The organism is Microbulbifer sp. ABM4_008, from assembly GCF_056311705.1.
Genome location: NZ_CM149970.1, coordinates 4,702,426 through 4,726,811 on the forward strand (window position 1 = coordinate 4,702,426; position 24,386 = coordinate 4,726,811).

The window sequence follows — 24,386 nt, forward strand, 5'->3', positions numbered from 1 at the left end:
TTAGGCCAACACCTCCCCGATCGCATCCAGCAATTTGCTCTCATCGACAGGTTTGGTCAGGTAAGCCCTGGCTCCCTGGCGCATACCCCAGACACGGTCTGTATCCTGATCTTTGGTAGTTACCATAATGATCGGAATTTCACCGGTATTGCTGTCTTTGCTCAATTGGCGGGTGGCCTGGAAACCGTTGAGACCCGGCATCACAATATCCATCAGGATCAGATCGGGGCGTTCGGCGCGGGCTACTTCAACTCCGCTTTCACCGTTGGGAGCGGTGATTACTGCGTGGCCATTTTTTTCAAGAATGGTTGTCAGCTTATGTGTTTCTGTAGGAGAGTCATCAACTATTAGTACTCTTGCCATCATTTCCCCCATGACATCTTTTCGGCAACAACTACTGCGCTCGGCGGTTTTTGTTGTGATTATCCTCGCTAGCATGTGCCGAGATGCACTATGACTACCGATAGTGTGGGTACAAAAATCAACCGGTATGTAACAACCGGAAAATCTGTACTCAAATTAAATTTTGGTACCGAGCTTGTGGGCACAATGCCCACAATGGAGTCCGTTATCTATATTTTCTTTTTCTGTAGGCCACTTATGCGGCATGGTGCGGCTTGGCATGAGCGGAAATAGCACCCAGCAGCTCGCTCTTACTAAAAGGTTTGGTCAGATATTGATCGCAACCAACAACACGCCCTTTTGCCTTATCGAACAAACCGTCCTTACTCGACAACATTACAACAGGGGTGGAGCGGAATTCGCTGTTATTTTTTATTAACGCACATGTTTGATAGCCATCCAGGCGCGGCATCATAATATCGACAAAAATGACATCCGGACGGGAGTCCGCGATTTTTGCTAACGCATCAAAACCGTCTGTCGCGGTGACCACGGTACAGCCCGCCTTTTGCAGCAACGTCTCCGCAGTGCGGCGAATTGTCTTACTGTCGTCGATCACCATGACAGTCAGACTTTCCCAGTTAAGCTCCATAGTCTTTTTTGAATCCCCTGTTTACTTATTTTCGGGCACGCGAAAACTTTAGTTGCGCCCTTTTTTCAAACCGCTTGCGGGGTCCGGGCGCCTAGCCTGGCGAAGGTCGCACGCTGAGACGAACTTTTATCACAGAACCCCAGGCGAATCTAGCTGAGTCGACACACTGCAGGCGACGCAGTTCAAATTATCACCACTTATACATTCATTGAAGGTATTGCGTTAAGAAGGTTGCACCTTCGCAAAGCTGCTCTTACCTTATCTATCCAACAACGCTGGTAGCGGCCACAAATTTGGGAGCAGAACCAGTGATAACTGGGATAGAAATACCCAACGATTTGGAAACCCGTATGAATTATTCCCTCGGTGTGGTGATGGACCCCATCGCCCAGATCAATTTTAAAAAAGATACGACGCTTGCACTGTTACAAGCCGCACAAGATTGTGGTTTCCAGCTATTTTATTTCGAGCAGAGCCATCTTTACCTGGAGAATGGACGCGCAACTGGGCGCGGCTGCCCTATGCAGGTTTTTGACGATGCAAATCGTTGGTTTTCTCTGGAAGAATCCAGAGAAATGCCACTCGGCGAGCTGGATGTAATCCTGATGCGCGTCGATCCCCCCTTTGATAATGAATATATTTATTCCACTTATATTCTCGAAGCCGCAGAGCGCGAAGGTGCGACGGTAGTCAACAAGCCCCAGGCACTACGCGACTGTAATGAGAAAATTTTTGCGACAAGTTTCCCCCAGTGCTGCCCACCGGTTCTAGTCAGTCGCGATATGGCCAAGCTGCGGGAATTTCACCGAACTCATCAAGATGTCATTTTTAAACCTCTAGACGGTATGGGCGGTGCGGGCATCTTTCATTGCAAACCGGACGGCGCCAACTTGGGAGCAATTCTGGAAATGCTTACCGACCACGGCCGCCAGCAGATTATGGCGCAGCGTTACATCCCCGAAATCAAAGACGGTGACAAGCGTATCCTGGTCGTTAACGGTGAAGCGATTCCCTATTGCTTGGCGCGAATTCCGGAAGCGGGCGAGACTCGCGGCAATCTTGCAGCCGGCGGGCGCGGCGAAGCACGCCCCCTGACCGATAGAGATCGTTGGATCGTTGAGCAAGTCGCTCCCACTTTGAAGGAAAAAGGTCTGTTATTTGTCGGGCTGGACGTTATTGGTGACTACCTAACAGAAATTAACGTTACCAGTCCCACTTGTGTACGGGAAATTGATGCCGCTTACAATACGGACATAGGCGCGCGACTAATGAGCGGCATCACACACCTGCTGGCACAAAAAAGGTAAACTGGGCGTTTGATAACTCTCAGGGCGGTTTACCACTGAGAACAAGGCTGTGTGAAACGCACGCCCGAATAAGTAGTAGTTGATAATAGATAATGAATTCCTCTGCCAACGCAACACAGTTTCATGCAATGCAGCGTGAACGCTTTGTGTTCTCATTATTTCTAGCCGCCGCGTTACATGCGCTAATTGTTTTCGGAGTGGCTTTTGCTGCTCCGAAAGGTGCACAGGCGCCACCGACACTTGAAGTCACACTTTCTTTGCAAAATTCCGCTCAGGCCCCAGAGGATGCTGACTACTTTGCACAGCACAACCAATTAGCCAGTGGTACCGCAGACTCTCGGAAAGAGTTATCCACTAAGCGCCGTGCCGAGTTTGCCGATACGCAAATTCATCGCGTGACGCCTTTGCCACAACAACAATCTGCGCGGCCAGCAGAGCAGCGCCGCCTGTTAATTACCACAGTTGGTGAGAGCCCGGTTCAGGCTCCTGAACTTTCGGCAGAAGATAAGTTATCCGAGGAAAAGCGCGGCGACGCACCCAATGACCTGCCATTGAGCAACCCTAAAATAGCTAGCCTAGAGGCGCGTCTCGATAAAATTCGCCAAACTATTGCCGAGCGCCCCCGAGTACGCAGATTGACATCTGTAGCTACCAGAGCCTCAGCCGATGCCGCTTATTTACATGAATGGCGCCAGAAGATAGAAGCTGTTGGCAGTGATAACTTTCCCGAAGAGGCCTTGGAAAAACAAATTAGTGGCGAGTTACGCATGATGGTGCGGTTGCTTCCCACCGGAGCCGTCGAGAAGGTTGTTATTCTTCAATCCTCCGGGGAGCGCATTCTCGATGATGCGGCCCAACAAATTGTGCGTCTGGCTGCTCCCTTCGCTCCCTTCCCAGTAGAGATCAAGAACGAGGTTGATCGACTAGAAATTATCCGTACCTGGCAATTCGAAAGAACCGGGGGACTTACTACTTCTGCGGGGGATCTGCCCAGCCGAGGCTAAAATGGGCTTTCAACTGGCGGTTTATTACTGATCTATGCCTAATTCGAATATCGATAGCGACCTGACTCACGGAAACCTGCGCGGCCAGTTCCTTCTGGCTATGCCCGGTATGGAGGACCCGCGCTTCAAACACGCTATCGCACTGATTGTTGAGCACAATAGCGACGGTGCCATGGGCATAGTGATCAATATGCCCAGTAAAGTGCACTGGCACGAGGTATTCGAGCAGCTGTCTCTGGAGGATCTCAGCTTGCGCGGTGACGAACCAGTTCTACTGGGCGGTCCCATGTCACCAGAGCAGGGATTTGTACTGCACGGCACCGGCATGCACTTCGACTCTACCACCGAAATCAATTCAGATATCAGCCTGACTGCCTCCAAGGACATCCTCGAATCCCTCGCCGCAGGGCGCGGCCCTGACGATGTACTACTCGCCCTCGGCTACGCGGGCTGGGGGCCCGGTCAGTTGGAGCAGGAGCTGACAGAAAACGCCTGGCTGACACTGCCGGCAGAGCCCGAAACCCTATTCGCCACACCGGTCGAAAAACGCTGGCAAAGCGCCGCCGCCCGCCACGGCATCGATCTTTCCGGCCTCGGCTCCCAAGCTGGCCACGCCTAACAGAAAAATTACTGACCCCTATGAATAAACCCGTCACAGCGCTAGCTTTTGACTTTGGAACCCGCTCTATTGGCGTAGCTTACGGCCAGAGCCTTACCGGTGGAGCACGGGAACTGGCCCCACTACCCGCCAAAGATGGCAAGCCCAATTGGGACTCCGTCGAAGGCCTGATCAAAGAGTGGCAGCCCCACCTTTTACTGGTTGGCCTCCCCCTCAATATGGATGGCAGCGAAAGTGAATTTGGCGTGCGTGCGCGAAAATTCAGCCAGCGCCTGCACGGTCGCTATGGACTACCGGTAGAGCTGATCGACGAGCGTTTAAGCACTCGAGCCGCCAAGGAAGAGGCCAACGAACGCGGACATCGTGGCAACTACGCACAAGACCCAGTGGACTCAATAGCCGCACGGATAATTCTCGAAGACTGGCTGCGCACCAGGGGCTAGCCCCTCGGCTACAGAGAGCCTCACTGCATTGCGACTCTGTTAGAATGGCCGCTTCAACCAATAAGTGATTGAGCCGCATGTCTATAGATCGTATTCGCATTGCCACCCGACAGAGTGCTTTGGCCCTGTGGCAGGCCAACTATGTCAAAGACCGCCTGCAACAGGCGCATCCCGAACTTCTTATCGAGTTACTGCCCCTCACCAGCCGGGGTGACCAGGTTTTGGACATCCCACTAACCAAAGTGGGCGGCAAAGGCCTGTTCGTTAAAGAACTGGAAGTGGCGATGCTCGAAGGCCGTGCGGACATCGCAGTTCACTCGATGAAAGATGTCCCCATGGAATTCCCCGAAGGACTTCACCTGCCGATTATTTGTGAGCGTGAAGATCCCCGCGATGCCTTTGTCAGTAATCTTTATGACAGCCTTGATGACCTGCCCCAGGGCGCAGTAGTCGGCACTTCCAGCTTGCGCCGACAGTGCCAATTACTTACCCGTCGCCCGGACCTCAAAGTCACCTTTTTACGGGGCAATGTGAATACCCGACTGGCCAAGCTGGATGCCGGCGATTACGATGCAATCATCCTCGCTGCGGCCGGACTGCTGCGACTTGAGATGCCGGAACGCATCCGCAGCTTCCTGGCAACAGACATCCTGCTCCCCGCTGGTGGACAGGGCGCAGTGGGTATCGAGTCGCGCCGCGATAGCGAACTGGAAGCCTTGATCCAACCGCTCCACTGTCCGGAAACTGCAGCCCGACTCAGTGCGGAGCGCGCCCTGGTTAAGCGCCTCAACGGCGGCTGCCAAGTGCCTATCGGCTGCTACGCCGAGCTGGATGGTGACACCCTGTGGTTGCGCGGACTCGTTGGCAGTCCCGATGGCAAAACCATAATACATGCCGACAATCGTGGCCCTGCCGCTGAGGGAGAGCGCCTGGGTACTGAGCTCGCGGAACAGTTACTGGCCGATGGTGCCGATAAAATCCTCGCCGCTTTCTGATATGAGCGATCTCACCTCCAACCTGCTGCAGGGCAAACGTATTCTCAGTACGCGGCCAACGCAGCAGGCTGATAACTGGTGTGCGCTACTGCGCAGCCTGGGGGCCCAAGTAGATAACATCCCCATGCTCGGCATAGAGCTAATTGAGGATCAAGCTGCCATACAGGCCTTAAAAAACTCAATCCTCGACTTCGATCAAACGGATGTCGCGATCTTTGTTTCCCAGAACGCCGTGCACTACGGCGTAGACTGGCTTGAAGATTATTGGCCACAGTTTCCCCAGGGTCCTCGCTTTTTGGCGATCGGCGCAGCAACCGCAAGCGCCCTGGAGAAGCGCGGTATACCCTGTGAGCAAAGTGGCAATACAATGAACTCCGAGGAGTTGCTGCGCCTACCCTGGTTACAGCAGTTGGACGGGAAAAGAGTCCTTATTTTTCGCGGCTCCGGTGGCCGCCCTCTTATCGGCGACACCTTGAGTGATAGGGGTGCGCGAGTAACTTATTGCGAACTCTATCGGAGAGTGCTGCCACCGGAGGCTGCAACCTCCCTGGCTGAGTATAAATTCCAACCCGATATTATCAGTGTGCACAGCGGTGAAACACTCGATAACCTGGTTACCTGTATCCGCCAGATAAACCGCAATACACTCTTTGAAACCGCTCTTATCTGCCCGAGTATACGAGTTGCCACTCGGGCAAATGAGCTTGGTTTTGCCCATTGCTATAGCGCGCTAAATGCCGGCGATAACGCTATGCTGGAAACACTGCGTAAAGCCCTCGGCTGATTTGCTATCGAATTCTCGACCGCTTTGCGCTAAAAATCTTAAAACGGCGTTTAGCCCGCTATTAAGGCTCGCGCCACTCGTTATAATCTGACGACATTTTCCACCTGCGCCGCCATACCCATGACCGATAAAAAAGATCAAAATATAGCCGCGACCAATGAGCCCCCGGAAAACACAAAGCCTGTAAAAGGCAAAAGTAATTTCGCCAAAGCCTCAGAGGAAAAAGCCTCTACTGGTAAAGCCAGCGGCGGTGCTGCGGCCAGTAGATCCAATGGGCTGTGGTGGTGGCTACTGTTCATCCTCATTTTGATTGCTGTGGCCTCACTGGCCTGGTTCAACTCTCCTCAGCTGCGCGAACACCTTGGCGCTTACCTCAACTATCTACCCGGAAAAACGGCAGCCCCGGAGAGCACCACCACTATTACCCCTGCAACGGAAGTGCCGGTTGCCGCTGAAAACACCACCCAAGCGCCGACCTCCAATACCACTTCGGAAACCCCAGCTGCTACCCCTGCCCCAACTGAACCCCAAACCCCCGATTATTCCGGGGAGTTCAATCAGCTGGAGCAGGCCGATGCCAATTTACGTAATCAACTGGAGCGACAAAATCGCACTATCGCCCAACTGCAGCAGCAACTGGCTTCCATGCAGCGCAGTGTCACCGCACAGGGAAACCGCTTGGGTCAGCTGGGAAATGTAAGCCGCGACGATTGGCAATTGGCTGAGGCAGATTATCTGTTGCGTCTAGCCAACCAGCGCCTGCTTCTCGAAGACGATAGTCGCGCTGCGCTGGGGCTGGTCGAACGCGTGGACGAGATATTGCGCAATGTGGACTTACCGGATCTGTACGGGGTACGCCAACAGCTTGCCCGTGACATCACCTCACTGAAGCTGGTCCAAAACATCGATCGCCAGGGTTTATACCTCCGTCTCAGCGCCTTGGAAGAACAGCTAATCCGCACAAATATCCAACCACAATTCGATATGGCTTCGGCAGAACAACCCAGTGAAGAGCAGCCCAGCATTGAGGAGAGTGCCCCCCTGTGGAAGCGGGAGTGGCACAACTTCACCCGCTTCATGCGCGAATCGGTGCGCCCCATTGATGGAGACATCAACCCGGTAATGCTGTCCCCTCAGAGTGAAGCTCGCTTTCGCCAGACTCTGCGCCTTTATATGGAGCAGGCCCAACTGGCATTGCTTCGCGGCGATACCACGGTTTACAGGGACGCTCTGGATAGTGCGCGGTCGCTACTACTCAGTTATGGCACTGCCAGTCCGCAGCGCGATGCGCTGGCCCAACAACTAACGGAACTTAGCAAACAACGTATCCAGGTCGAAATGCCTGACCTCAGCGCCTCCCAGCTTGCCCTGCGCAATTATATTGAGCGTTTACACAAAACATCCGGCACCACCACACCAACTGCCTCGCAACAGGAGGAGAGCCAGTGAAAAAACTGTTCTTCACCGCTCTGGTACTACTGCTGCTCGGCGCTTTTCTACCGGAGGCTATTAACAATTATCCCGGCTACCTGGTAATCGGTATTGGCGGTGAGCTGAATAAAGGCTACGAGATGAACCTCTGGTTCGCAATTTTCTCGCTGGCAGCAGCTCTAATTATCCTCTTCTTTGCCATTTGGCTGGCTCGCAGTATCTTTCGCGGATTCCGAGGTAGTGTCGACCGGCTGAGATTTGGTCGCCAGCGTGTAGCGCGCCGACGCCTGACCAGCGGCTTGGTGGAATTTATGGAGGGCAACTGGTCCCGGGCCCGTCGTCAGCTGCTGAAGAGCGCCCCTCGATCTGAAGCCCCGCTGATCAATTATTTGGCGGCAGCGCGCAGCGCCTTTGAGCTGGGCTTTCGTGAGGAGGCCAATGAATTACTCGCCAAGGCGGAGGCCTGTGGTGAAGATACCCGCCTGGCTGTAGCCCTAAGCCAAGCTCGTATGCAGCTCCTCGATAAACATTACGAGCAGTGTATTGCCAGCCTGGAGCGCGCCAAGCAGCTCGAGCCGAAACATCCTGCCCTGTTACAACTTCTCAAGCAGGCTTATTACCTTCTGGGTGACTGGAGCCGTCTTCGCGCATTACTGCCCGAGCTGGAGAAACATGCGAACATGCCCGAAGCTGAGCTGCACCAGCTTGAACTCAAGGTGTATCAACATCAGCTGACCGAAGCAGCTAATCGCAAAGATATCGATAAATTACACGATACCTGGCAAAGCCTGAGTGGCCGCTGGCAACGCAACGAAGCCCTGCGCAGTCTCTATGCGCAGCAACTGCATCGGATTGGCGAAGATACAGAGGCAGAGAAGCATTTGCGCTGGCTACTCAATCGAGCTTGGGACCCCAAGCTTGCCGAACTCTACGGCTGCCTGGTGGGGGCCGCCCCTGCGGCACAAATATCTGCAGCTGAAGGCTGGCTGAAAGAGTATGGGGAAAGTGCTGCATTGCTAACCTGTCTCGGGCGCCTCTCAATGCGCAATGAACTTTGGGGCAAAGCTCAGCAATATTTTGAGAAAAGCCTGTTGTTGCGCCAAGACCCCGCTACCTCCGCTGAACTGGCTCGCCTATTTCAATCCCTTGGGGAAAAAGACAAAGCAGCAAAACTCTATGAGGAAGGTTTGCTACAAGCAGTCAAGGACTTGCCCCAGTTGCCTATGCCCAGCCAAGGCACTCCCCTACTGGGCGCACACGCCTGAGTCATCCCCCCTGAAAGGCCGACGGGCCTTTCAGCTACCCCCCAATTGCGCCTATAGTGAACTCCCGTTTACCAATAAGGACACGGCTGTGACCCTCTTTGTGCGCTACATAGTTGCCTTACTTTTTACCGCCAGTGTGTTTTTTACCGGCCATGCATCTGCTGAATATTCAATAACGCCTCAAGATAAAGCCTTAACTGATTACGAATATCCCTATCCAGTTCATCACTTTCATTTCGAACAACAGGGGCAGCCACTGGCAATGACCTTTATGGATGTACCGCCTGTAGAGGGTAAAAATGCAAGAGGAACGGTACTCCTGTTGCACGGAAAGAATTTTTCGGCGGCCTACTGGAAGGAGACTATCTCCCAACTCAGTCAGCTAGGGTACCGGGTTATAGCACCTGACCAGATCGGTTTCGGAAAATCCAGTAAACCGCTTACCCAATATACTTTTCAGGGGCTTAGCAACAATACCAAGGTTTTATTGGATAAATTGAAAATAAGAGAGGTTATTGTAGTTGGGCACTCTATGGGAGGTATGCTGGCTACCCGGTTTACCCTGATGTACCCGGAGCGAGTCAAAAAGTTAGCACTTGTAAATCCTATAGGCCTTGAAGACTGGAAGCGATGGGTTCCCTATGAACCTTTGGACAAAGCCATTGCTCGCGAGAAAAAACAAACTCCAGAATCTATCAAACGCTACATGAGTAAAGCCTACTTTTCTGAGCAGTGGCGCGAAGAATATAACCCGCTACTGGATATTCAAGCTGGCTGGACCCTGGGACCCGATGCGGCTCATATGGCAACCGTGGATGCCCTAACCTCCGAAATGGTATTCACTCAACCGGTACTTTATGAGTTTGCCAATATCAAGGTGCCCACCCTACTGATTATAGGTACCCGAGATCGAACAGCTATTGGCCGCGCCCGTGCGCCTGAAGCTGTACAAGAAAAATTAGGCCGGTACGATCAATTAGGCAAGCGTACAGCAGCAGAAATCCCCAAAGCCGAATTAGTTGAGATGGAGGGGGTTGGACATTTACCCCAGTTCGAAGCCTTTCCAACTTATATTGATGTTTTAAGTAAATTTCTTGCGGCTCCTATTGGAAAGTAGGACCTACAGACTGCCCAGTAGAAACCCTATCTAGGAAACACATCATTGGCACAGAGACTGATGTGTAGAGCGTCCATTTTTCAGAAAGTTATAGCTTGTACGCAAGGAAACTATTAGTAATCAATGATAGTGCAAATGGCGATTTAACATTCAATAAGTCGCCGCTTGCAGATTTTCTACGAGAATTTATTTCGTTTTTAAACAGCCCAGGGCAATCCCACAAAGAGTAGCATGGCAAAATAAGTAATTACCCCTTGTAAAAGGGCGATTAGAATAGCCTTTAAAAAACCCGTACCAAGTACCAGCATATAGGCAATAGCAGCCAGGGGAATTGTCATTAAAATCCCAGCGCTATCCGTCACCCCCGGCAACATGCCGCCAACAATTCTTTGAATAATTAGGGCCAACAGCAAAGCGAAAAGACAATAAAAAACACCCGTATTTTTCGCCCCCAACATAGCAGCTGCCAACTTCAGAGGCAGAACAAGAACTGCCACCATAATAATTACAAAAATAATTAATTCCATTTGTTACCTCTCCATTTAATTTTAGTTATTTACTCACTTCCAACTTCTACCGTTTCCCAACCCCAGGAATTAGATATCCACTTGTTTTCAATGCAGCATGTCGCCATAAGCAAAAACACAACCCGGGCACAGCCTGCACTGTCACCCCATGCCAATAAACTGGCAGCAGCATGCAAATCCAGTCGCGAATCATACTTATATAAACCAAAACCACAATAAAGTTCACAAATAAAAAAGCTGGCGCGAATTTCTCTCCAGCTTTGAGAAATAATACATCTAAACTATCAGTTAATAACGATTTGGCAGCTTATTTACGTACCAGAGTCAAGGATGAGGGTAACTGCTCCCCGTTCTTCAAGTAAGTCTCTTCCCGTTGTAACTTGCCGTTACCTAACCAAGTAAAAGTGAGGCTATCCAGACGACTCTTACTGTCCAAAGTAAAATTAGTTACATCCTTGAAAGAGAATGCCAAAGTATCTTCAGCACTATTTTTTTGCCAGCTTAACCTGGGCTGATTACCCTGGGGGCAATAGTGCGTCACTATTAAATTGTCGTTATCCAAGTGGTAGGCCGTCAGGGAATGTTGGTGCCCGTTATAGAGCCAACTTTCCAGTACCACACTTCCCCCAGCTGTATCAGTAAAACTAATAACAAAATCGTCATTTTCCGTCCCTTCCTCTCTCCACTCTCCAGCTAGCCCTTTGATCTTCTCAAAAATTGCCTCTGCATCATTATCCTGGCTGGCAATCACAGGCTGAAATATTGCTATCCCCAAAAATAGAACTACTAGTTTTGATAAATTTCCTATCATATTCCCGTCCAACCTTAGAAAAATACACAACAAGCCCCCTCAAAATAGAAATTTCAGGAGTGGTTATTCCACAGTTGTTTTTTTATATTTTCATGATACGAATAGCAATACGCTTCATCGCATTGGCCGACATAATATCCATATCTCTGCTCATCAAGAAGATAAATTATATTTAATTTCCAATTCAAAAATAAATGGCGACAAATACGCTCGGATTAGCCCCCACACTTTTATTCTGGCAATGGCTATTCAAGGTATGGCTGCATACCAAATAACTACAGATATAAACTCTTCGATATTATTATTTCCAGTATTTTATTCCTGCTCACTTGGTACTAATACCAAAATACGAAAACAACTATCTCTATCATGCGTACTAAATAAATTCTCCTCATTAAAGCATTCCTTATAGTTAATTCAGAGCCACGGTCGAGCCCATACCTAACTGCGACGCCAGCAATAAAAATTATATATGTAGAGAAAGAGGAAAAATAAAGAGTGACCGCTAAGCGGTCACTGTACTGAGCGCCACCAGAGGCGCTTATTCGGACGGGAGTACTGAGAATATAACGCCGTGCTTATTCGAGACCCAATTTAGACCATATTTCATCAATCTTTTTAACCACATTCGGGTCGCGCTCAATAGGTACACCCCACTCACGACTAGTTTCACCTTCCCATTTATTTGTCGCATCAAAACCTATTTTTGAGCCTAAACCGGAGACCGGAGAAGCAAAATCCAAATAATCAATCGGAGTATTTTCTACCATCACCGTATCCCGCGCCGGGTCCATACGCGTGGTCATCGCCCAGATTACATCTTTCCAATCCCTGGCATTGACGTCTTCGTCAGCGACAATAACAAACTTGGTGTACATAAACTGACGCAGGAAAGACCAGACACCCATCATTACCCGCTTGGCATGACCCGCATACTGCTTCTTCATAGTGACCACAGCGAGACGGTAAGAGCATCCCTCCGGCGGCAAATAGAAGTCGACAATTTCAGGAAATTGCTTTTGTAGGATTGGCACAAAAACCTCGTTTAAAGCCTCGCCTAAAATCGCAGGTTCATCCGGTGGGCGCCCGGTATAGGTGCTGTGGTAAATGGGGTTTTTACGGTGCGTAACCTTCTCTACCGTAAACACAGGGAAGCTGTCCACTTCGTTATAGTAACCGGTGTGGTCCCCATAGGGACCCTCATCAGCCATATCATTGGGATAGATAAACCCTTCCAGAACATATTCGGCACTGGCAGGCACCTGAAGATCACTGAGTAAGGCATCGGTCACTTCTGTCTTATCCCCCCGCAGCAGGCCGGCAAAGGCATACTCAGACAAAGTATCCGGCACTGGGGTAACGGCCCCCAGAATTGTGGCGGGATCGGCACCCAGGGCAACAGCTACCGGATAGGGTTCACCGGGATGCTTCTTGCACCAGTCCCGATAATCCAGCGCCCCCCCGCGATGACTGAGCCAACGCATAATTAGGCGGTTCTTTCCGATTAATTGCATCCGGTATATGCCCAGATTTTGCCGTTTCTTCTCAGGCCCTCGGGTAATTACTAAGGGCCAAGTGACCAGCGGAGCGGCATCTCCCGGCCAGCAGGTTTGGATTGGCAGCTGATGCAGATCAACCTGATCCCTCTCAAGGACTATCTGTTGGCAAACTGCACCCTTTACGACTTTTGGCCCCATATTCAGGACCTGCTTAAAGACCGGCAACTTCTCCCAGGCATCGCGGAGATTTTCCGGTGGCTGCGGCTCCTTGAGGAAAGCCAGCAGTTCTCCCACTTCACGCAGTTCGGCAACACTCTCTCTTCCCATCCCCAGGGCGACTCGCTCTGGTGTTCCGAAAAGATTGGCAAGAACTGGGGTCTCAAAGCCTACCGGGTTCTCAAACAACAATGCAGGCCCCTCAGCTCGCAATACGCGATCGGAAATTTCTGTCATTTCCAAAATGGGGTCAACAGGGTGCTTGATTCGTTTTAGTAGACCGCGCTTTTCCAGCAACTTAATAAAGTCGCGTAGATCTTTATATTTCATGGGCTAACAAGGCGTGACTATAAACCAGAGCGCAGTGTAAAACAGAAGGCGCAGGATGGGTAACAACACACCAATTGGAATGAAGAGAGAGGCGGGAGGGAGTCGCGGCTCGCAAGCCTAGGCTGCGAGCCGCGGAAATAATAAGCTTTTTACAGCTTAGAAGCGGGGGCGACGCGGACGATCTTCGCGAGGCTTAGCTTCGTTAACGCGGATGTTACGGCCAGACAGCGGTTGGTCGTTCATCTCTTCGATAGCTTTGCGCGCTTCATCGTCGTTAGGCATTTCTACGAAACCGAAGCCTTTAGAGCGGCCAGTCTCACGGTCGGTGATAACAGTAGCCCGAGAGATCTCTCCGAATGCACCAAAAGCTTCGTGCAGGTCGTCAGAGGTTACCGCGTAGGCCAGATTTCCAATATAGATATTCACAAAAGGTTCTCACTAGGTGTGTGGGCTGTCGTGCAGTCACAAATGGATAACCAGCTCCACCAGATTAACCATTTGAGATTGGCCCTTTGCGGAGAAATAAACCCCTGGGCCAATTCAGTAAGGCGCGTTGCCTAAAATCCATATCAAGCGCCACAATGTGGAACTTTATATGCCTAATGGCTCGCCTTTTCAACAGTAATAGACGCAATTAATCGTCTTATTCTGCTCCTAATAAATAAAGAGCGCCTTTTTAGGCGCTACTTTATATACAAAAATTATTTCCGTTTCATGGATAGGAAGAATTCGTCATTTGTCTTGAAATCTTTCAATTTATCCACTAGGAATTCAGTCGATGCAACATCTTCCATATCGTGTAACAGCTTACGCAAAATCCACACTCGCTGCAGCTCGCCCTCAGGCATTAACAGCTCTTCCCGGCGAGTGCCGGATCTGCGCACATTAATGGCCGGATATACGCGTTTTTCAGCAATTTTGCGATCCAGCTGCAATTCCATATTACCGGTACCTTTAAATTCCTCGAAAATCACTTCGTCCATTTTCGAGCCGGTATCGATAAGTGCAGTAGCAATAATAGACAGACTTCCGCCTTCTTCAATATTTCGCGCTGCCCCAAAGAAGCGCTTCGGGCGCTCTAAGGCGTGAGCATCAACACCACCGGTTAATACTTTACCGGAGCTAGGAACTGTTGTGTTGTAAGCGCGAGCCAGGCGGGTGATAGAGTCGAGCAAGATCACCACATCTTTCTTGTGCTCAACCAGGCGCTTGGCTTTTTCAATTACCATTTCCGCAACTTGTACGTGACGTGCCGGCGGCTCATCAAAAGTAGAGGCAACAACTTCACCGCGCACGGAGCGCTGCATTTCTGTCACTTCCTCAGGACGCTCGTCTATCAGCAGTACGATCAAATGGCACTCTGGATTATTGCGCGTAATGGCCTGTGCCATATTTTGCAACATAATCGTTTTACCGGCCTTCGGCGGCGCAACAATCAAGCCGCGCTGGCCTTTCCCGATTGGAGCTACAAGATCAATAATACGACCAATCAGGTCTTCGGAGGAGCCGTTTCCGCACTCGAGGGTGAGGCGATCGTTGGGGAAAAGAGGAGTGAGGTTTTCGAAAAGAATTTTGTTACGTGCGTTTTCCGGTTTGTCAAAATTAATTTCGTTAACTTTTAATAAGGCAAAATATCTTTCACCTTCTTTCGGTGGGCGAATCTTTCCGGAAATTGAGTCACCCGTACGTAAATTAAATCGGCGAATCTGACTTGGAGATACATATATATCATCCGGTCCCGCAAGATAAGAGGAGTCAGCAGAACGCAAAAATCCAAAACCATCTTGAAGGATTTCTAATACGCCGTCGCCATAAATATCTTCACCGCTTTTGGCGTGGCGCTTGAGGATATTGAAAATAATATCCTGCTTGCGCGAACGGGCCAGGTTTTCAAGGCCCATGCCTTTGGCTATTTCAATCAACTCTTCAATGGGTTTGGTTTTTAATTCGGAGAGATTCATACCAATTGCTTATTAATGTTTCTGTTGTCATATGGCGCGGACACGCCTGAAATTTTGAGGAGGGGTTTGATATTAGAGATTAGCTCGTTTATTTACCCGATACACCTAGGTACCTTTTCCTACCAAGACCACAGTACTCAGTAAACTTTTGCTCTCCATAATCAATTTATGGAGCATTATCAGAACAAGTTCAACTCGAGGAGTATACGCGCCGGGGATGGTCAGGGACCCTGTGGAGGGGCGTTTTGTCAGCTCGTCTCATTTAATTCAAGACCGCTGAACTATTTCAGAATTACAGCCAGTATAACGGGTGTTTCCAATCCTGCAAAGAAATTTACCCCCTTTGCAGGATGGAAACGACAGTCTTACAGCTGACCGTCGATAAACTCAGTCAGCTGCGCGCGGGACAGTGCGCCGACTTTAGTACCTTCGACATTGCCGCCTTTGAACAGCAGCAGCGTGGGGATACCACGGACATTGTATTTGGCCGGGCTCTCTTTATTCGCATCAACGTCTACTTTTACGATCTTCAACTTATCGCCGTAGTGGCCTGCCAGGTCTTCCAGCACTGGAGCGATCATCTTGCACGGACCGCACCACTGTGCCCAAAAATCTACCAACACCGGGCCTTCAGCTTTGAGAACTTCTGCTTCGAATTCAGCGTCAGATACGTTGACGATTGAGTGCTCGCTCATATTGCATTCCTGTTCTTTAGTTACTCGATGCGTGGGCACCGCCAACGCATCTTCTCACGGTCACAGCAGTGGTTATACAGCTGCGATGCACCATTGCCCTCAAAATTGGGGCGCAAAATGGGATTTCAAGTCTTTCCTGCCACAGACTTACGCCTGCTCCAGGAAGCGCTGCAAAATCTCATCGATATAGTCAAAGCCAAAAGCCGTGGCAGCAATCCGCTTATCGAGACACTCTACAAGCTCCATTGCCATCAGGGTAGGCCATTGTTTTTGCAGCTCGGACATCGGCAGCCCGGTGTAGCGGGTAAAAGTATCACTGGGAACACCATCCGCCAGGCGAAGGGCATTCATAAGAAACTCCAGTGGCAAATCCTCATTCTCAACCCTGTCAGTATGGGGTTCAGACAAGGCACTATGCAGCAGCTCGGGATCTTGCCTGGCGATAGATAAGTAGTCCCTCGGAGTGCGTGTGCGACGACTGCGCAGAATTTGCCCAGTTTCAGCTAGGGTTACCTTGCCATGAGCACCGGCACCAATCCCCAGATAATCTCCGAATGACCAATAATTAATATTATGGCGGGATTCAAGTTCGGGTTTGCTATAAGCCGACACCTCGTAACGACGATAGCCCTCGGACGCCAGTAGTTCGCGTCCGCTGCCCTGCATACTGGCGATCAGCTGGGAGCCGGGGGTGACTGGTGGCGCACTGTAGAATGCAGTATTTGGCTCAATCGTTAATTGGTACCAGGAAATATGCTCTGGAGCCAAGGAAATTGCTCGGCGCAAATCGCCAAGGGCTTCCACCTCGGTCTGATTGGGCAATCCGTGCATCAGGTCGAGGTTAATATTGTCAAAGCCCGCGCGACGCGCCATTGCCAGGGCACCTTCGGCCTCTTCTCCGCTGTGAATACGTCCCAACTGTTGTAGCTGATTGGAATCGAAGCTTTGCACTCCAATAGAAAGACGATTAACTCCAGCAGATCGATAGCCAGTGAACTTGGCTTGTTCAAAAGTGCCGGGGTTGGCCTCCAGGGTTATCTCGACCCCCTCAGCAAAACCCACCACCTGCTCAGCAGCCTCCAGGATCTGCCCAATTGCTTGGGGGGAGAACAGACTCGGCGTGCCGCCACCAAAAAAGATGGACTGCAATTTTCGCCCCTGCACCCAGGGCAACTGGCTGATAAGATCCAGGCGCAACTGCGCCACATACTCGGATTCCGGTAGGGCGTAGTCCGAATTAGCCCGGTCTCTATCAGCCTGGTGGGAGTTGAAATCACAGTAGGGACATTTGCGCACACACCAGGGGATATGGATATACAGGCTCAGCGGTGGCAGCTGTAATTCAGCAATCTGATCAGGCAAGGTCGGCACCCTGCATATTTTGCTGCCATAAAAGCTCAAATTGAGACATAGCCTGGGCCCTGTGGCTCAGTCGATTCTTCAAGTCTCTCGGCAGTTCAGCGGAGGTCATTCCCTCAGATTCAACAAAGAACAGCGGGTCATAACCAAAACCCTGCTCTCCCGCCGGCTCCCGCAAAATTGTCCCACTCCACTTTGCACTAGATACCAAAGGCACCGGGTCATCCCATTGCCGCACAAAAGCCAGTGCGCAGTGGAAACTGGCAGTGCGATGCTTAGATTCAACATCAACCATGGCCTCCAATAACTTCGCATTGTTTTTTTCATCAGTCGCCCCGGCACCTGAGTAGCGTGCAGAGTAAATTCCCGGCGCACCACTCAATGCATCTACCGACAGCCCGGAGTCATCGGCTAATGCAGGCAGGCCACTGATACGGCTGGCGTGGCGGGCCTTAATCAAAGCATTCTCAATAAAGCTCAATCCGGTCTCATCAGCGTCACTTACCCCAAAGTCAGACTGAGGAAGAACCTGTATATCCCATGAGGCGAACAGCTGTGAAAATTCGCGAAGTTTGCCGGCATTACCGCTGGCAAGAACAATTTTATTTACCATATTGCTTCAAACAAAAAGCGGGCCTCGGCCCGCGGTGAATCTTAAAGAAGGGGTTTCGACCAGCTCTCAGCCAGCGGAACCTTGGCAGATGTCTATCGGTTCAATCTGCGACGGAAAGTGATCGTCTCACTTTTACCATTGGGCAGCTTGATATCTACGTTAAAGGTAAGGGTCTCCTCATCCTCAAAGCGCAGGGGTGCGAGATAGTAAACAGCATCTCCTTCCCGAATTTCTTTGAACTTAAGTGGTCTTGACTGCTGGATCAGGTTGGTAGCTGTGCCAGACATCTCAGCGCTGAGGCCATGGGTTCCGCCCTCTTTCTTGACGACAGAGACATTTACATACGCCCGATCTTTTGCTCGAGCCAACTGGTACTGACGGGCGATATCCGGCTGGATAAAATCGCTATTGAACACTGAATAGACTACTCGATAGTCGCCAAAATCAGCGTAGTTCTTAATCGTACGCGCTTCTTGCGCGGCAGCGCCGACAGATAAAAATAGCAAGGCCACAGAAGCAGCCAGGGTAAGGATGCGTTTCACGCTCCACCTCCAGTTGTTATAGGCGCCACCTCTCCCGGTAGGTTTGGTGGTCAATTCCAGTCAGGCCCCCTCAGGAGTGCCTCTCTCGATCTATTTATCGCGCCAAAGTCCTCCACAAAAGAGCTGGCGCAAATCTTAGTTTAGCGAGTTAGATGATAGATGGCTGTCTCACCAAACAAATTTGGTAAAAAGTCTTTGAATGCCCGCCCAACCGTGGACTCAGAAACCACTTGCCGATGCAGAATCGCCCAGCCATTTTCTCGGCATAACACCTCAAAGTCTGTAAAAGTACAAAAGTGAATATTGGGAGTGTCATACCATTCGTATGGCAATAAGTCGGATACTGGCATGCGCCCGGAGAATGCGAGGTGCCAGCGGGCCTTCCACTGCCCAAAATTGGGAAACGTAATAATGCAATCCCGCCCAACCCGGAGCATTTCCTCTACCACTAAATGAGGCTGACTCAAGGTTTGCAGTGCCTGGGTCATCACCACAGCATCAAAGCTACCATCAGCAAAATTTCCCAGCCCTGTATTCAGATTTTGCTCGACAACATTGACCCCACGAGCCACACATCGCTCTATTTGCTCGGGATCAATCTCCAGGCCATAGCCTTTCACATTTTTATTTCTCCCCAGCTGATCGAGCAGTGCACCATCGCCACAGCCGAGGTCGAGAACCCGGCTGTTGGGAGCGATCCATTCCTGGATCACATCCAAATCTATCCGCATCAGTACACCTCCTCAGCAATTTCTGCCGCAACTCTCTGCATATAGGCACGAAATACACCTTCATAACGACCATTGGGCAGCAGGAAGGCATCGTGTCCCATTACTGACTCTACTTCGGCATAGCTGACTGGAATATCCGCGTGCATCAGGGCATCGGCGATTTCCCTCGAGCGCTCCGGCGCAAAGCGCCAATCAGAAGTAAATGACACCAATAAAAACCGGCACTTGGCATGGGAGAAGGCCTCTACCGGGTCATCCCCGTATTCCCGAGCTAAGTCGAAGAAATCCAGCGCTCGAGTCATCAGAATGTAAGTATTGGGATCGAAGGTGGTGGAAAAACTGGCTCCCTGGTAGCGCAGATAACTTTGTATCTGAAACTCCACTTCTTCATCCGATCCTTGTTGAAAGCTGCCACTGCGCAATTCTCGACCAAACTTGCGCCCCAATCCATCGTCAGACAGATAAGTGATGTGCCCGATCATACGCGCAACGGCCAGGCCTCTACGGGGTAACTTATCCTGTTGGAGGTAGTGCCCATCACAAAAGTCTGGATCGGATGTTATCGCTTGGCGTGCGGTCTCATTAAACGCGATATTCTGTGCAGATAACTTCATGGCAGAGGCAATCACCACACAATTACGCAGGCGCTCAGGGTATTCCAGTGACCAGCGCATCGCCTGCATTCCACCGAGACTGCCGCCAACAACCGCCGCCCATTGTCGAATACCTAGCATATCCGCCAGACGCGCTTGACTGTGGACCCAGTCGCGGACACGCAGTGATGGAAAATCCGGCCCCCAGGTAGTGCCGGTATCCGGGTTGATGGATACGGGGCCGGTAGATCCGTGGCAACCGCCGAGATTATTAACGGACACCACATAGAAATGATTAGTATCTATCGGCTTACCCGGACCGATATAGTGGTCCCACCACCCCGGGCGCTTATCATCGATACTGTGTCGCCCCGCAGCGTGATGATGCCCAGACAGAGCATGACAGATCAGAACTGCGTTAGTCTTTTCCCTATTGAGTTCACCGTAAGTCTCATAAACCAGAGTGTAATTTTTCAGCACTCGGCCACAGGCCAATTCCAGCGGTTCACTAAAGTTATGACTTTTAGGCTCAACAAGGCCCACGGAGCCTGGGTCACCGGTAGTTGCAGTTTGGGCTTCCGCAGAAGCGATAGGATTTTCCGTTGACAAGGCACTGTATCTGTCAGGTTGATAGGTGCTGCCTGGCAAATTGCCGAAGCAGTCAGTGAATAAGATCACTGCAACTTATAACAAATGCCAGTCAGAACCAATATCAATTAGCACCCAATTCAGGTGGTATGCGAGGCCTTCAAGGGGGTTACGTTGTGCGCGCGCGGCGCCGGCGCAACCGGCTGTGGTGCAGAGCTGTTGTGCCGCAGTAAATCCTCTAACGCCACCAGCGCCTTATCATTGCGCTGAACCTCATCCTCGAGAGTTCGAAGATCCGTGCGACGACTGCGAGTTTTCTGTTTCAACTCGGTGAGCTTAATCAAATGGCGATTGAGTAATTGTTTCTGATACTGCGCATGCTGTTTAAGAGGCTCAAGAGCCTGCTCTAACCAATTTTCCGCTTTGTTACCCATATCGTCGTAAAGCCGACCCACTTCACTGGCAAGCGTGGTAATAAAGCGCTCGCTGAGACGGCTGCGGCGCGCCAATAACAGCTGCGGGGATCGCCTCAGCTGAGCGGCCTGGCGATGCAGTCCACGCAACGCGAAGCGAAATTTGCGGATAGTAAAATACTGCTCAGCATCATCGACTTTCTTCAAGCTGGAGCGCTCAAATACAGCGTCGAGCAAGCGATTAGCCTGATCCACTTCCCGCTCGAGGTTAGACATCTGATGGTCTACCCCTTCCATAAAAGTATCGATAGCCCTGGCCATGCCCATGGGCGTCCAACGGCGATTGAGAGTAGCCAGGGTATCGTCAATCAGCGCCTGCAACTGCTGTCTGGATATCGGCGCCAACAGAGAAGTGCTTTGTCGTGTAAGCATTCTCTGGCTGGATTTGAGCGTCAGCAATTCCTGATGACAAATCTTATGCTGCTCGCGCACGGTCGTCTGCAACTGTTCCAACTCTGCCAATTGCTCTGAGGTGTTGCCACTATTGCGCTGCAGGTGAGCCAACGCTGCCCGGCCACTATTCAAACGACGCTTGAGTAGATCGCGGGTATCAGCCATCAGGGTGAGAGCTTGATGCAGTGAGCGGTGCTCGGCCATTTTATGCCGGTGCTCCAACAGGCGCTGAACCAGCATCCTTTCAAACTCACCGAAGCGGCTGCTTCGCACCAAATCCGCATCCCGCTGCTGGCGCCCCAACAGAGCCATTTTTGCAGAGACTCCGGCAACATTTTCCTGAGGCAGAGACAAGAGACCGGCCACTTCGCTGCGCATGCGTCGCAACAGCAGCTCAGCATCCTCCTCCGGATCATCCCAAAGCACATCCATCTTGTTGAGCAGGGCCATCACGGATGTTCCGCGATGCTCTTGCAGTGGCGCCAGGTGAGTCTCCCACATGCTCATATCGGTACCACTTACCCCAGCATCGGCAGCCAGCAGAAAGGCAACCGCCTGGGCCCCGGGCAGTGTACTCAATGTGAGCTCCGGCTCATTGCCGAGGGCGTTCAGTCCCGGGGTATCAATAATACGCAACCCCTGATCCAGCAATGGGTGCGGCAGACAAATCAAAGCAAAACGCCAGGCGGGGATCTCAACTAGATTCCCTTTGCCATCCAAGTGGCGCCGATCGAAGCCATAGCGAGCGGCCTCTTCCGGCATTACTGACTTGGTCGAGGCAACCTTCAATAAAGTCTCTCGGGTCGCCTCGGGATCATTGGCATCAAACTCGTGAGTTACCCACTTTTGCGGAATTCGACGGAAGCTCTCCAGGCTGGTATTCGTCGCCAGGGTCTCAATCGGAAGCAGCCGCAAACTGGCGCGCTCGCCGCCATCACTGAAAATTTCCGTGGGACACATAGTGGTGCGCCCCGGTCTTGAGGGCAGTAGACGCTGTCCGTAAGTTTGCGACAACAGGGCATTGAGCAGTTCAGTTTTCCCCCGTGAAAACTCCCCAACTAAAACCAGGGTGAACTGATCATCTGCAAGTAGGGCGCGGGCCTGCTGTACAACCTGGCAGGCACCAGCAGAATTAGAGAAGTGCTGTTCAAGCCATTGGCTGAAGTGGGCAAACTGGCGATCGAGATTCTTTTTCCAACGGTCGTAGTCAGAAATATGCTGGCGTAAAAGTGCGTCTTCCATTTCACGGTGTTCTTGTTATTGAGACCCGGAACTACCGGCCCCTACTAAGACAAGAGAAAGAGCCGTCAGTCGATAGTATAAGAGTCTAACACCGCGCCAAATACGATCTAGTGCGCACAGGTGAAGAAATGTTCAGCCGGTCACAATTTAAGAAACCTTCGAACAACTGCGCAAGCCCCAGAGGGCGGGGCTTGAAAGGTGCAGGGGATATTTTGGGGTGATCAGAGTCCGGTTAAAAGCCGGGGATATGCCAAAACAGGCTGTACACGAAAGCCGGCATGTTGGCCATTTGGGCAAAACCAATAAGCAGCCTGTTAATCACAGTGAGCAGGATAAAGACAAATATCGGGCTGATATCAATCACCCCCAACGGCGGGATCAAGCGTCGCACAGGCCCGCAAAATGGCTCCAGGAGTTGGTGCAGTAAAATTAGAATTGGATGGCCGCTATTCGGCGCAATCCAACTGGCAACGATGGAGACCAATAAGCCGACAAACACCATCGCTATCACAGTGGAGACACAGCCGATCAACGACCACAGCAGGGCACTGAGGGGGTTAACCAGGCCGTAACCTGCGATCATGGCGCAAGCCATAATCATCGCCCAACCGACTATCAACGCCAGTACTACTGAGGCCATATCGACGCCAAAAAGTCCTGGCACCACTTTGCGCAGCGGCAGCAACAAAGGGTTGGTAACCTTCACAACGCCCTGAGATATGGGGTTGTAAAAATCCGCACGGCCCAACTGCAATAGGAAACGCAATAACACGGCGAAAAGGAACAAAATGCCCAGTATGCCCACGACATAAACGCCGATATCGCTGAAGGTATTGACCATGGATAAACCCTAAACAAAAAGATTTTCAGCAGCCACCGCTGCACCTACCCAATTGGACCGGAACCTGTTACCGATCCAATTCCTTTGCCATTTCCGTCGCCCGCTCCTCGCAATCGCGCATGGCATCGGCCACTAACTGCGGCAACCCACCCTTCTCGAACCGTTGAACAGCGCGCTCAGTGGTTCCACCTGGTGACATCACATTGCGCTTCAACTGGGCGACGTCAACATCGCTGGCGACCGCCAGTTTGGCGGCGCCCAGGGCAGTTTGCAACACAAGGCGCTCCGCATCCGCACGGGCAAGGCCACCGGCGGAAGCCGCATCAATCATGGCCTCCATAAACTGGAAAAAGTAAGCCGGTGCCGATCCCGCTACCGCAATCACCTGATCGATGCCGCGCTCTTCCTCAACCCAATATGAGATACCTACCGCATCGACGATGCGCCCGGCAAGTTCCTTCTGTTCGCCCGTAACCTTGCTATCGGCATAAAGACCGGTAACTCCGGTTTGCACCAGGGCCGGGGTATTAGGCATAGCCCTGACAATAGGGAGGTGCATTCCCATCCAACGGTGGTAAGCCGCGAGCGGAATTCCCGCAGCAAAAGTGATAATCAAGGGCGAGCGATCCACCAAATGAGGTTTCAGTCCCTCACAAAGTTCTCGCATAACTTGCGGTTTCACCGACAGTACAATTACATCGGCATCAACAATAGCGGCAACATTATCGTCACTAATAGCTACCCCATGGCTCTCGGCAAAAGCATTAAGTTTGTCCCGATCACGGCCTGTAGCAGTGATCCGGTCCGCCGGATAACCGGAGACCACCAAACCACCGATCACTGCCCCCGCCATATTGCCGGCGCCACCAATAAAAACCATCTTAGGGATCGCTGTACTCACTCATATCACCTTGGGCGGTTACAAAAATTTTGTTGCTTTTCCCCGTTCGGGGCACTCCGTTAATATGTGGCCGCCAGATTCAAATAACAAGAGAGCCATACCAAGTGGCTCC

25 protein-coding genes are annotated in these 24,386 nt (G+C 51.3%); 9 read left to right on the forward strand and 16 right to left on the reverse strand.

Annotation, left to right across the window (positions count from 1 at the left end):
- Both pilH and pilG read right to left on the reverse strand, forming a co-directional pair.
- Window positions 1-363, reverse strand: coding sequence for a twitching motility response regulator PilH (pilH, locus tag ACYX4J_RS20360; RefSeq protein ID WP_108731421.1), 363 nt, complete (start codon window positions 361-363; stop codon window positions 1-3).
- 235 nt (window positions 364-598) lie between these two features.
- Window positions 599-994, reverse strand: coding sequence for a twitching motility response regulator PilG (pilG, locus tag ACYX4J_RS20365; protein WP_020413651.1), 396 nt, complete (start codon window positions 992-994; stop codon window positions 599-601).
- 350 nt (window positions 995-1,344) lie between these two features.
- On the opposite strand from pilG, the gene gshB reads away from it, so the two are divergent.
- From gshB to ACYX4J_RS20410, 9 genes are all read left to right on the forward strand, one after another.
- Window positions 1,345-2,301 (forward strand): glutathione synthase, encoded by a 957-nt coding sequence (gene gshB / locus ACYX4J_RS20370; protein ID WP_476177430.1) that lies wholly within the window; start codon window positions 1,345-1,347, stop codon window positions 2,299-2,301.
- A 92-nt stretch (window positions 2,302-2,393) separates the two neighbouring features.
- On the forward strand, window positions 2,394-3,305 hold the full coding sequence (locus tag ACYX4J_RS20375) for an energy transducer TonB (RefSeq protein ID WP_475708949.1): 912 nt from the start codon (window positions 2,394-2,396) through the stop codon (window positions 3,303-3,305).
- A gap of 34 nt (window positions 3,306-3,339) precedes the next feature.
- Window positions 3,340-3,924 (forward strand): YqgE/AlgH family protein, encoded by a 585-nt coding sequence (locus ACYX4J_RS20380; RefSeq protein WP_282930307.1) that lies wholly within the window; start codon window positions 3,340-3,342, stop codon window positions 3,922-3,924.
- Window positions 3,925-3,944: 20 nt separating this feature from the next.
- On the forward strand, window positions 3,945-4,367 hold the full coding sequence (gene ruvX, locus ACYX4J_RS20385) for a Holliday junction resolvase RuvX (protein ID WP_413664071.1): 423 nt from the start codon (window positions 3,945-3,947) through the stop codon (window positions 4,365-4,367).
- Window positions 4,368-4,444: 77 nt separating this feature from the next.
- Window positions 4,445-5,362 carry a hydroxymethylbilane synthase gene (gene hemC / locus ACYX4J_RS20390; protein WP_476177431.1) on the forward strand — a complete coding sequence of 306 codons (918 nt, stop codon included), beginning with the start codon at window positions 4,445-4,447 and terminating at the stop codon, window positions 5,360-5,362.
- A 1-nt stretch (window position 5,363) separates the two neighbouring features.
- Window positions 5,364-6,146, forward strand: coding sequence for a uroporphyrinogen-III synthase (locus ACYX4J_RS20395; protein ID WP_476177432.1), 783 nt, complete (start codon window positions 5,364-5,366; stop codon window positions 6,144-6,146).
- Window positions 6,147-6,266: 120 nt separating this feature from the next.
- On the forward strand, window positions 6,267-7,595 hold the full coding sequence (locus ACYX4J_RS20400; protein WP_445355244.1) for a uroporphyrinogen-III C-methyltransferase: 1,329 nt from the start codon (window positions 6,267-6,269) through the stop codon (window positions 7,593-7,595).
- On the forward strand, window positions 7,592-8,842 hold the full coding sequence (locus ACYX4J_RS20405; RefSeq protein WP_445360690.1) for a heme biosynthesis HemY N-terminal domain-containing protein: 1,251 nt from the start codon (window positions 7,592-7,594) through the stop codon (window positions 8,840-8,842). The genes ACYX4J_RS20400 and ACYX4J_RS20405 overlap by 4 nt, the downstream gene beginning before the upstream one ends.
- An 88-nt stretch (window positions 8,843-8,930) precedes the next feature.
- Complete coding sequence (locus tag ACYX4J_RS20410; protein ID WP_445360691.1) at window positions 8,931-9,959, forward strand: alpha/beta fold hydrolase; 1,029 nt, start codon at window positions 8,931-8,933, stop codon at window positions 9,957-9,959.
- A 197-nt stretch (window positions 9,960-10,156) separates the two neighbouring features.
- Here the strand turns inward: ACYX4J_RS20410 and ACYX4J_RS20415 are convergent, their stop codons facing one another.
- The 14 genes from ACYX4J_RS20415 to proC form a co-directional block, all read right to left on the reverse strand.
- Window positions 10,157-10,486: a hypothetical protein gene (locus tag ACYX4J_RS20415; RefSeq protein ID WP_413664065.1), complete on the reverse strand. Its 330-nt coding sequence runs from the start codon at window positions 10,484-10,486 to the stop codon at window positions 10,157-10,159.
- A gap of 307 nt (window positions 10,487-10,793) precedes the next feature.
- Window positions 10,794-11,297, reverse strand: a complete 504-nt coding sequence (locus ACYX4J_RS20420; RefSeq protein ID WP_444940233.1) for a hypothetical protein — start codon at window positions 11,295-11,297, stop codon at window positions 10,794-10,796.
- 578 nt (window positions 11,298-11,875) lie between these two features.
- On the reverse strand, window positions 11,876-13,342 hold the full coding sequence (gene ubiD / locus ACYX4J_RS20425) for a 4-hydroxy-3-polyprenylbenzoate decarboxylase (protein ID WP_413664063.1): 1,467 nt from the start codon (window positions 13,340-13,342) through the stop codon (window positions 11,876-11,878).
- Window positions 13,343-13,498: 156 nt separating this feature from the next.
- Complete coding sequence (locus ACYX4J_RS20430) at window positions 13,499-13,768, reverse strand: RNA recognition motif domain-containing protein (protein WP_020413665.1); 270 nt, start codon at window positions 13,766-13,768, stop codon at window positions 13,499-13,501.
- A 275-nt stretch (window positions 13,769-14,043) separates the two neighbouring features.
- Window positions 14,044-15,303, reverse strand: a complete 1,260-nt coding sequence (rho, locus tag ACYX4J_RS20435; RefSeq protein WP_108731406.1) for a transcription termination factor Rho — start codon at window positions 15,301-15,303, stop codon at window positions 14,044-14,046.
- Between the two features lie 365 nt (window positions 15,304-15,668).
- Window positions 15,669-15,998: a thioredoxin TrxA gene (trxA, locus tag ACYX4J_RS20440; RefSeq protein ID WP_282930316.1), complete on the reverse strand. Its 330-nt coding sequence runs from the start codon at window positions 15,996-15,998 to the stop codon at window positions 15,669-15,671.
- Window positions 15,999-16,145: 147 nt separating this feature from the next.
- Window positions 16,146-17,360 (reverse strand): radical SAM family heme chaperone HemW, encoded by a 1,215-nt coding sequence (hemW, locus tag ACYX4J_RS20445; RefSeq protein WP_444959126.1) that lies wholly within the window; start codon window positions 17,358-17,360, stop codon window positions 16,146-16,148.
- Window positions 17,353-17,970 carry an RdgB/HAM1 family non-canonical purine NTP pyrophosphatase gene (rdgB, locus tag ACYX4J_RS20450; protein ID WP_444906642.1) on the reverse strand — a complete coding sequence of 206 codons (618 nt, stop codon included), beginning with the start codon at window positions 17,968-17,970 and terminating at the stop codon, window positions 17,353-17,355. Before rdgB ends, hemW begins: the two co-directional genes overlap by 8 nt.
- A gap of 92 nt (window positions 17,971-18,062) precedes the next feature.
- Window positions 18,063-18,512, reverse strand: coding sequence for a DUF4426 domain-containing protein (locus ACYX4J_RS20455; RefSeq protein ID WP_413664060.1), 450 nt, complete (start codon window positions 18,510-18,512; stop codon window positions 18,063-18,065).
- Window positions 18,513-18,652: 140 nt separating this feature from the next.
- Window positions 18,653-19,243, reverse strand: coding sequence for a methionine biosynthesis protein MetW (gene metW / locus ACYX4J_RS20460; RefSeq protein WP_413664059.1), 591 nt, complete (start codon window positions 19,241-19,243; stop codon window positions 18,653-18,655).
- A complete protein-coding gene (gene metX / locus ACYX4J_RS20465) occupies window positions 19,243-20,427 on the reverse strand; it encodes a homoserine O-succinyltransferase MetX (protein WP_476178674.1) in 1,185 nt (394 codons plus the stop codon). The genes metW and metX overlap by 1 nt, the downstream gene beginning before the upstream one ends.
- Window positions 20,428-20,564: 137 nt before the next feature.
- On the reverse strand, window positions 20,565-22,532 hold the full coding sequence (locus tag ACYX4J_RS20470; RefSeq protein WP_475708957.1) for a dynamin family protein: 1,968 nt from the start codon (window positions 22,530-22,532) through the stop codon (window positions 20,565-20,567).
- A gap of 232 nt (window positions 22,533-22,764) precedes the next feature.
- Entirely contained in the window at window positions 22,765-23,373 is a 609-nt protein-coding gene (locus ACYX4J_RS20475; protein ID WP_413664057.1) for a YggT family protein, read from the reverse strand.
- 67 nt (window positions 23,374-23,440) lie between these two features.
- Window positions 23,441-24,274, reverse strand: coding sequence for a pyrroline-5-carboxylate reductase (gene proC, locus ACYX4J_RS20480; protein ID WP_476177433.1), 834 nt, complete (start codon window positions 24,272-24,274; stop codon window positions 23,441-23,443).
- Window positions 24,275-24,386: the final 112 nt, after the last annotated feature.

Coding starts and splice junctions, on each gene's coding strand:
- gshB (WP_476177430.1), top strand. CDS start 1,345: ATGAATTATTCCCTCGGTGTGGTGATGGACCCCATCGCCCAGATCAAT.
- ACYX4J_RS20475 (WP_413664057.1), bottom strand. CDS start 23,373: ATGGTCAATACCTTCAGCGATATCGGCGTTTATGTCGTGGGCATACTG.
- ACYX4J_RS20470 (WP_475708957.1), bottom strand. CDS start 22,532: ATGGAAGACGCACTTTTACGCCAGCATATTTCTGACTACGACCGTTGG.
- pilG (WP_020413651.1), bottom strand. CDS start 994: ATGGAGCTTAACTGGGAAAGTCTGACTGTCATGGTGATCGACGACAGT.
- metW (WP_413664059.1), bottom strand. CDS start 19,243: ATGCGGATAGATTTGGATGTGATCCAGGAATGGATCGCTCCCAACAGC.
- ACYX4J_RS20380 (WP_282930307.1), top strand. CDS start 3,340: ATGCCTAATTCGAATATCGATAGCGACCTGACTCACGGAAACCTGCGC.
- rho (WP_108731406.1), bottom strand. CDS start 15,303: ATGAATCTCTCCGAATTAAAAACCAAACCCATTGAAGAGTTGATTGAA.
- ACYX4J_RS20420 (WP_444940233.1), bottom strand. CDS start 11,297: ATGATAGGAAATTTATCAAAACTAGTAGTTCTATTTTTGGGGATAGCA.
- ACYX4J_RS20395 (WP_476177432.1), top strand. CDS start 5,364: ATGAGCGATCTCACCTCCAACCTGCTGCAGGGCAAACGTATTCTCAGT.
- ruvX (WP_413664071.1), top strand. CDS start 3,945: ATGAATAAACCCGTCACAGCGCTAGCTTTTGACTTTGGAACCCGCTCT.
- pilH (WP_108731421.1), bottom strand. CDS start 363: ATGGCAAGAGTACTAATAGTTGATGACTCTCCTACAGAAACACATAAG.
- ubiD (WP_413664063.1), bottom strand. CDS start 13,342: ATGAAATATAAAGATCTACGCGACTTTATTAAGTTGCTGGAAAAGCGC.
- hemC (WP_476177431.1), top strand. CDS start 4,445: ATGTCTATAGATCGTATTCGCATTGCCACCCGACAGAGTGCTTTGGCC.
- trxA (WP_282930316.1), bottom strand. CDS start 15,998: ATGAGCGAGCACTCAATCGTCAACGTATCTGACGCTGAATTCGAAGCA.
- ACYX4J_RS20415 (WP_413664065.1), bottom strand. CDS start 10,486: ATGGAATTAATTATTTTTGTAATTATTATGGTGGCAGTTCTTGTTCTG.
- ACYX4J_RS20400 (WP_445355244.1), top strand. CDS start 6,267: ATGACCGATAAAAAAGATCAAAATATAGCCGCGACCAATGAGCCCCCG.
- ACYX4J_RS20375 (WP_475708949.1), top strand. CDS start 2,394: ATGAATTCCTCTGCCAACGCAACACAGTTTCATGCAATGCAGCGTGAA.
- rdgB (WP_444906642.1), bottom strand. CDS start 17,970: ATGGTAAATAAAATTGTTCTTGCCAGCGGTAATGCCGGCAAACTTCGC.